8 protein-coding genes are annotated in these 7,176 nt (G+C 68.5%); 3 read left to right on the top strand and 5 right to left on the bottom strand.

Going from position 1 to position 7,176, the window contains the following annotated elements:
- On the top strand, positions 1 to 970 hold a 970-nt coding region (locus tag RTO53_RS18790), incomplete at its 5' end, for a PLP-dependent transferase (protein ID WP_312239207.1).
- Complete coding sequence (locus RTO53_RS18785; RefSeq protein ID WP_312239206.1) at positions 967 to 2,034, top strand: homoserine dehydrogenase; 1,068 nt, start codon at positions 967 to 969, stop codon at positions 2,032 to 2,034. The genes RTO53_RS18790 and RTO53_RS18785, both read left to right, overlap by 4 nt.
- A 337-nt stretch (positions 2,035 to 2,371) precedes the next feature.
- Here RTO53_RS18785 and RTO53_RS18780 read toward each other — a convergent pair whose 3' ends face one another.
- Together RTO53_RS18780 and RTO53_RS18775 are read right to left on the bottom strand one after the other, a co-directional pair.
- Positions 2,372 to 3,376 (bottom strand): alpha/beta hydrolase, encoded by a 1,005-nt coding sequence (locus RTO53_RS18780; RefSeq protein WP_312239205.1) that lies wholly within the window; start codon positions 3,374 to 3,376, stop codon positions 2,372 to 2,374.
- Between the two features lie 185 nt (positions 3,377 to 3,561).
- The gene (locus RTO53_RS18775; protein ID WP_256775811.1) at positions 3,562 to 4,944 is read right to left on the bottom strand and encodes an L-serine ammonia-lyase; all 1,383 of its coding nucleotides are present in this window, start codon (positions 4,942 to 4,944) and stop codon (positions 3,562 to 3,564) included.
- 97 nt (positions 4,945 to 5,041) lie between these two features.
- On the opposite strand from RTO53_RS18775, the gene RTO53_RS18770 reads away from it, so the two are divergent.
- Positions 5,042 to 5,269 (top strand): glutaredoxin family protein, encoded by a 228-nt coding sequence (locus tag RTO53_RS18770; RefSeq protein WP_312239204.1) that lies wholly within the window; start codon positions 5,042 to 5,044, stop codon positions 5,267 to 5,269.
- 155 nt (positions 5,270 to 5,424) lie between these two features.
- Here the strand turns inward: RTO53_RS18770 and RTO53_RS18765 are convergent, their stop codons facing one another.
- From RTO53_RS18765 to RTO53_RS18755, 3 genes are read right to left on the bottom strand one after another with little or no spacing between them, the layout of a single operon-like run.
- On the bottom strand, positions 5,425 to 5,991 hold the full coding sequence (locus RTO53_RS18765; protein WP_312239203.1) for a YceI family protein: 567 nt from the start codon (positions 5,989 to 5,991) through the stop codon (positions 5,425 to 5,427).
- A 2-nt stretch (positions 5,992 to 5,993) separates the two neighbouring features.
- Positions 5,994 to 6,566 carry a cytochrome b gene (locus tag RTO53_RS18760; RefSeq protein WP_312239202.1) on the bottom strand — a complete coding sequence of 191 codons (573 nt, stop codon included), beginning with the start codon at positions 6,564 to 6,566 and terminating at the stop codon, positions 5,994 to 5,996.
- Positions 6,563 to 7,165 carry a YceI family protein gene (locus RTO53_RS18755; protein WP_312239208.1) on the bottom strand — a complete coding sequence of 201 codons (603 nt, stop codon included), beginning with the start codon at positions 7,163 to 7,165 and terminating at the stop codon, positions 6,563 to 6,565. Before RTO53_RS18755 ends, RTO53_RS18760 begins: the two co-directional genes overlap by 4 nt.
- Positions 7,166 to 7,176 lie beyond the last annotated feature (11 nt).

Raw genomic sequence — 7,176 nt, 5'->3', positions numbered from 1 at the left:
CAACGCGCTTCTGCAGCCCGGCGACACGCTGGTGGTGCCGCATGACGCCTACGGTGGCAGCTGGCGCCTGTTCAACGCGCTGGCGAAGAAGGGCCACTTCGGCCTGATCACCGCCGACCTGACCGATCCGCGTTCGCTCGCCGATGCGCTGGCGCAGTCGCCGACGCTGGTGCTGATCGAAACCCCGTCCAATCCGCTGCTGCGCATCACCGACCTGCGGTTCGTCATCGATGCCGCGCACAGGGCCGGCGCCAGGGTGGTGGTGGACAACACTTTCCTGTCACCGGCGCTGCAGCAGCCGATCGCCTTCGGTGCGGACGTGGTGCTGCATTCGACCACCAAGTACATCAACGGCCACAGCGACGTGGTCGGCGGTGCGGTGATCGCACGCGATCCGGCGGTGCACGAGCAGCTGGTGTGGTGGGCCAACGCGCTGGGCCTGACCGGCTCGCCGTTCGATGCGTTTCTGACCCTGCGTGGCCTGCGCACGCTCGGCGCGCGCCTGCGTGCGCACCAGGAGAACACCGCCGAGGTGGTCGACCTGCTGGTGTCCAGCGACGCGGTCGCCAAGGTCTACTACCCGGGCCTGGCCGATCACCCCGGCCATGCCATCGCCGCCCGCCAGCAGGACGGCTTCGGTGCGATGTTGTCCTTCGAGCTGGCCTCGTGTCCCGGCGATGATCCGCACGCGGCGGTGCGCGCGTTTGTCGACGGTCTGCGCTGCTTCACCCTGGCCGAATCGCTCGGGGGCGTGGAAAGCCTGGTGGCGCATCCGGCGACCATGACCCATGCCGCGATGACGCCGGAGGCGCGTGCGCATGCCGGCATCAGCGAAGGCCTGCTGCGGCTGTCGGTGGGCATCGAATCCCCGGAAGATCTGCTGGCCGATCTGCAGGCCGGGCTGGAGCGCGCGCAGGCGGTGATCGACCTGCAGGCCAAGGCGGCAGTACGCAAACAGGTGGATGCGTGAGCGCGGTGCTGAACCTGGTGCCTGCACCGGCGCGTCGCCTGGCGTTGCTCGGCACCGGTACCGTCGGCACGGCGTTCGTGCAGCGCTACCAGTCGCTGCAGGCGCGCGGCGTGGCATTGCCGGCGTTCTCCTGGCTGGCCAATTCGCGCACCGCGCGTGCCTGCGAACGGGGCCCGGAGCACGAACTGCAGCAGGCCAACCTGGCCGCGCGCAGTGTGCCGGCGCTGCAGCCCTGGGCCGAGGCTGAAGGGCTGCAACGCGGCGATGTGGTGGTCGATGCCACCGCCAGCGACGAGGTCGCCCACTGGCACGAGCAGTGGCTGGCCCGCGGCGTGCACGTGGTCACCGCCAACAAGCTGGGCCAGGGCGCGCAGCTGGCGCGTGCGCAGGCCATCGCCGACGGCTGCCAGGGTGGCGATGCGCGGTACGGCGACAGCGCCACCGTGGGTGCCGGCCTGCCGCTGCTCAGCAGCCTGCGCGCGCTGGTTGCCGGTGGCGATCGCATCCATCGGGTGGAGGGCGTGTTGTCCGGTTCGCTGGCGTGGCTGTTCCACCACTACGACGGCCAGCGTGCGTTCTCCGACTGGGTGCGGCAGGCCGCGGCGGCCGGCTACACCGAACCGGATCCGCGCGTCGACCTGTCCGGTGAAGATGTACGCCGCAAGCTGTTGATCCTGGCCCGTGCCAGTGGCATCGCACTGCGTGCCGAGCAGGTCGAGGTGGCGTCGCTGGTGCCTGCTGCACTGGCCGCCTTGCCGGCGGATGCGGCGTTGCTGCAGCTGGAGTTGCTGGACGCACCGCTGCAGGCCGCTTGGCAGCAGGCCCGCGCGCAGGGTGCCTGCCTGCGTTTCGTCGGCGGTTTCGACCACGACGGTGCATGGGTGGGCCTGCGTATACTGCCGCTGGATCACCCGCTGGCCGGTGGCGCGCAGACCGACAACCGCGTTGCGATTCACAGCGATCGTTACCACGCCCAGCCGTTGTTGATCCAGGGCCCGGGGGCCGGTGCGGCGGTCACTGCAGCGGCATTGCTCGATGACGTACTGGCGATCGTGCGGCGGTAGCGCCAAGCCACGCTCGGCTGCCGTTCCCACGGCCGGGTAGAGCCGAGCCACGCTCGGCTGCCGTTCGCGGGGCCGGGTAGAGCCGAGCCATGCTCGGCTGCCGTTCGCACGGCCGGGTAGAGCCGAGCCATGCTCGGCTGCCGTTCGCGCGGCCGGGTAGAGCCGAGCCACGTTCGGCTGCCGTTCGCGCGGCCGGGTAGAGCCGAGCCATGCTCGGCTGCCGTTCGCGCGAAGCACGACCTCGCGGCCCGGTAGAGCCGAGCCACGCTCGGCTGCATCTATGGAGCAGCGCGTGACGTCGTCCATCGCGCGAACAGCAGCCGAGCATGGCTCGGCTCTACCGTTGGGTTTCCTTGAGCGCCTTCAGCAAGGCCGCGTTGAACCGCTTCGGGTCCTGCACCTGCGGCGAATGGCCGAGATCATCGAAGGTCACCAGCGTCGCGCCGGGAATGGCTGCCGCCGCCGCCTTGCCCAGCGCCGGATAGTCGCCCAGCGTCGCTTTCAATGCCGACGGGGCGAGGTCGCGGCCAATCGCGGTACGGTCGGTCTGGCCGATGAACAACGTGGTCGGCACGCTGATCCGCGGCAGCTCGTAGACCACCGGCTGGTTGAACACCATGTCCGAGGTCAGCGCCTGGCTCCAGGCCACCGCCTGCTTGCCCGGGCCGTCGTACATGCGTGACTGCATGCTTGCCCAGTGCGCGTACTCGGGCTTCCACTGGCCGTTGTAGTACACCTCGAGCTGGTATTTCTTGATGCTGTCGAAGCTGGTCTTCAACTCGCCGGCATACCACGCGTCCACGCTGCGCCACGGCACGCCCTTGGCTTTCCAGTCTTCCAGTCCGATGGGATTGACCAGCGCCAGGTGCCGCAGTTGCTGCGGATACATCAGCGCGTAGCGCGCGGCGAGCATGCCACCCATCGAATGGCCGACCAGGTCGACCTGGGTCGTGTCGAGCCCGAGATGGGCGAGCAGGGCATGGGTGTTGGCCGCCAGCTGGCCGAACGAATACTGGTAGCGCTCGGGCTTACTGGATTTGCAGAAGCCGATCTGGTCCGGTGCGATCACCCGGTAGCCGGCGGCGCTCAGCGCCTGGAGGGTGTCCTGCCAGGTGGCTGCGCAGAAGTTCTTGCCGTGCAGCAGCACGACCGTGCCGGCAAAGGCCGTGCCGGATGGCGGGACGTCCAGATAGGCCATCTCCAGCGACTGGCGCTGCGATTCGAACGTGAAGATCTTGACCGGGTAAGGGTAGTCGAAGCCTTCAAGCCGTGGCCCGTAGGTGTCGGCGGCGAAGGATGTCAGGGGCAGGCAGGCGAGCAGGGCGGCGGCCAGGATGCGCATGGCGGTCTCCGGGAGGGGAGGCTCGACTGTACTGGAGGCGTCGCGATGACGCTGCCGCGTGGGGCGGTCGGAGCAGCCGAGCATGGCTCGGCTCTACGGGGGTGATTGGTGCAGCCGAGCATGGCTCGGCTCTACCGGGTGATTGGTGCAGCCGGGCATGGCTCGGCGCTACCGTGGCGGTCGGATCAGCACTCGATGACGTTGACCGCCAGCCCGCCGCGGCTGGTTTCCTTGTACTTGTCCTGCATGTCGCGGCCGGTGTCGCGCATGGTCTTGATGACCTTGTCCAGCGATACCTTGTGCTTGCCGTCGCCGCGCATGGCCATGCGCGAGGCGTTGATCGCCTTGACCGCGCCCATCGCGTTGCGTTCGATGCACGGAATCTGCACCAGCCCGCCGATCGGGTCGCAGGTCAGGCCGAGGTTGTGTTCCATGCCGATCTCGGCGGCGTTCTCGATCTGGCTGGGGCTGCCGCCCAGCGCGGCGACCAGACCACCGGCGGCCATCGAGCAGGCCACCCCGACTTCGCCCTGGCAGCCGACTTCGGCGCCGGAAATGGAGGCGTTTTCCTTGTACAGGATGCCGATCGCCGCCGAGGTCAGGAGGAAATCGAACACGCGCTGTTCGTTGGCGCCGGGGCAGAAACGGTCGAAGTAATGCAGTACCGCCGGCAGCACGCCGGCCGCGCCATTGGTCGGCGCCGTCACCACGCGGCCACCGGCGGCATTTTCTTCATTGACCGCCAGCGCGTACAGGTTGACCCAGTCCAGCGTGGTCAGTGGATCGCGCATGGCAGCTTCGGGCTTGGAGGACAGTTCGCGGTACAGCGCCGGGGCGCGGCGGGACACGTGCAGGCCGCCGGGCAGCGTGCCTTCCTGGCGGATGCCGCGCGCCACGCAGGCCTGCATCGCGCCCCAGATCTCGCGCAGCTGCTCGCGGATCTCGTCTTCGCTGCGCCAGCTTTTTTCGTTCTCGAACATCATCTGGGCGATGCTCAGGCCGCTGCGCGCGGTCTGCGCGAGCAGTTCGTCGCCGCTCTTGAACGGATACGGCAAGGGGGTTTCATCGGGCACGATGCGGTCGTCGGCCGCGTCGTCCTGGTTGACCACGAAGCCGCCGCCCACGGAGTAGTAATCGCGGGTGGCGATGACCTGCTCGTCGGCGTCATAGGCGGTGAAGCGCATGCCGTTGGTGTGGTAGGGCAGCTTCTGGCGCTTGTTCAGGCCCAGGTCGCGCTTCTCGTCGAAGGCGATCTCATGGGTGCCCATCAGCTGGATCCGCTTGCTGCTGCGGATGCGTTCCAGGGTGGCCGGGATGATGTCCGGGTCGATCAGGTTCGGGCGCTGGCCTTCCAGCCCGAGCAGAACCGCCTTGTCCGTGCCATGGCCGCGCCCGGTCAGGGCCAGCGAGCCGTAGACGTCGGCGCGGATGCGCACCACGTCCTGCAGGCGGCCCGGGTCCAGCAACCAGCGGTGCACGAAGCGTTCGGCGGCCTTCATCGGTCCCACGGTGTGCGAGGAGCTCGGGCCAATGCCGATCTTGAAAACGTCGAACGTGCTGACAGCCATGATTGCCAAACTGCGGGTATCGGATGGAGCGCTATTCTATGCGCTTCGCGCCGCCGGCTCTGGCTGCGGCGCAACATTTCCCAAGGCGGGTGGGCCGGTGTTTACCTTGTTCCAGCGTGATGACTGTCAGTTGTGCGACCAGGCCCTCGCGGTGCTGGCGCAGGCCCGGGTACCGGCCCTGGACAGTGTGTTCATCGACGATGACGCGGCGCTGGAGGCCCGTTACGGCCTGCGCGTACCGGTACTGCGCGATGCGCGGGGGCGGGAGCTGGACTGGCCGTTCGATGTGGCGCGCGTGGCGGCCTGGACCGACGGGCAACCGTAGAGCCGACCGTTGGTTGGCTGCCCTGGCTGCTCGACGCCAAGGCTGCAAAGGCTGCAAGGGCAGCCAAGGCAGCAAAGGCAGCCGACCAACGGTCGGCTCTACGGGGTTTTGATCACCTGTACGGAGCGCCGGCCAGCGGCTGGCGCCCGCCGGTGTCACTTTGCTTTCAGGACGACCTTGGTGCTGATCGCGGTTTCGTTCGGGATGGTCTTGGTGTCGGCCCAGTCGCCGCCGCCCACGCCGAAGTCCAGGCGCTTGACCGTGGCCTTGCCGCTGAGCACCGGCTGCGCGCCCGGGGTCCAGGTGAAGGTCAGGGTGACCGGCTTGCTGACCCCGCGCAGTTCCAGGGTGCCGTCGGCGGCGTACTGGTTGTTGCCCAGCGAACGGAACTTGCTGGCGCTGTACTTGGCCTGGGCGAACTTGGCGACGTTGAAGAAGTCCGCGCCCTGCAGGGTCGAATCGCGGTCGCTGTTGCCGCTCTTGGCGCCGGCCAGCGGAATGGTCACCTCCAGCCTGGAACCGTCGAGCTTGGCGGGATCGAAGCTGAGCTTGGTGTCGAAGCCCGGGAAGGTGCCGGTGAAGACTTCACCGTCGTACTTGGTCGCAAACGCGAGCACCGAACCGGGCGCCTGCACGTAGTCGGCGGCCAGCACCGGGGCGGTGGCCAGCAGGCCGGCGAGTGCGGCGGCGACCGCCGCGGGGGAGGTGAGCTTGATGTTCATGGTCAATCCTTCTGGGGGGAGGCAAGCCAGCGCTGCGGGAGCATGCGCGCAAGGGTGGCATCGCGTTGGTAAAAATGGTGGTAAAGCGCAGCGCCGGCGTGCGCGAGCACCACCGCGATGAGCAGCCAGAAGCCCCACTCGTGGATGGCGTGGGAGACCTGGGTGACGCGCTCGTCCGGCCCGCTCAGCTTGGGCACCTCGACCAGCCCGAACCAGCGGAACGGACGCAGCCCGCTGGCCGAGTCGTACAGCCAGCCCGACAGCGGAATGGCGAACATCAGCACATACAACAGCGTATGCGTGGCCGAGGCGATGCGTTCCTGCCAGGTGGGCGTGCCCGGCACCGGTTCGGGCGCGCCGGCGTACAGGCGCCAGCCCAGCCGCGCGACCACCAGGGCCAGCACGGTGATCCCGATCGACTTGTGCATCGTGTAGATCCAGAAGTACTTCGGGGTCTTGGGGAATTCGCCCATGGTCAGCCCTACGATGCCCAAGGCAAGGATCAGCAGCGCGATCAACCAGTGCAGGGTCTGGCTGACGCCGCCCCAGCGGGTGGCGGTGTTCTTGGCAGTCATGGCGTGGTCTCCTCGACCGGCGGTGGGGATACGGGAGCGGCCGGGGCGTCCTGCGGATCGGCGGCGTTGCTGTCGCGAACGGCCTCCGCTTCGATCCGCAGCTGCACCTCATCGCCGATCATCGACGGCCAGCCGTCCACGCCGAACGCGCTGCGGCTCAGCGTGGCGGTGGCCGAGAACCCGGCGGTGCGCCGGAACGGCGGCAGCGGGTGGCGCTTCAGCGCATTGAGGGTGACCGCCAGGGTCACTTCCCGGGTGACGCCATGCAGGGTCAACTGGCCGATGACATTGGCATGGGTGGCATCGATCGGTTCGACCCGGGTGGAGACGAAGCGCGCCTGCGGGAAGCGCCCGGTATCGAGCAGGTTGCGCGCGGCGGTGGCCTTGTTCCACTTGTCATCGCCCAGGTCCAGGCGCTGGATCGGCACGGTGACGCTGAGCCTGGCGGAGGGCCAGTTTTGCGGATCGAATTCGAGCACGCCTTCGCTGCCGGATACGGTGCCCAGCGCGTGCGAGAAGCCGGCGTGCTCCACCGCGAACAGTACGCGGGTATGGACCGGGTCGAGCCGGTAGGTATCGGCGGCGGCCTGGGCCGGCAGCCGGGCGGGGC

It is taken from the genome of Stenotrophomonas sp. (genome assembly GCF_031995405.1).
GTDB lineage: Bacteria > Pseudomonadota > Gammaproteobacteria > Xanthomonadales > Xanthomonadaceae > Stenotrophomonas.
Note: the sequence above shows the minus strand (reverse complement) of the source record. Positions and strands in the feature narration are given on the sequence as shown.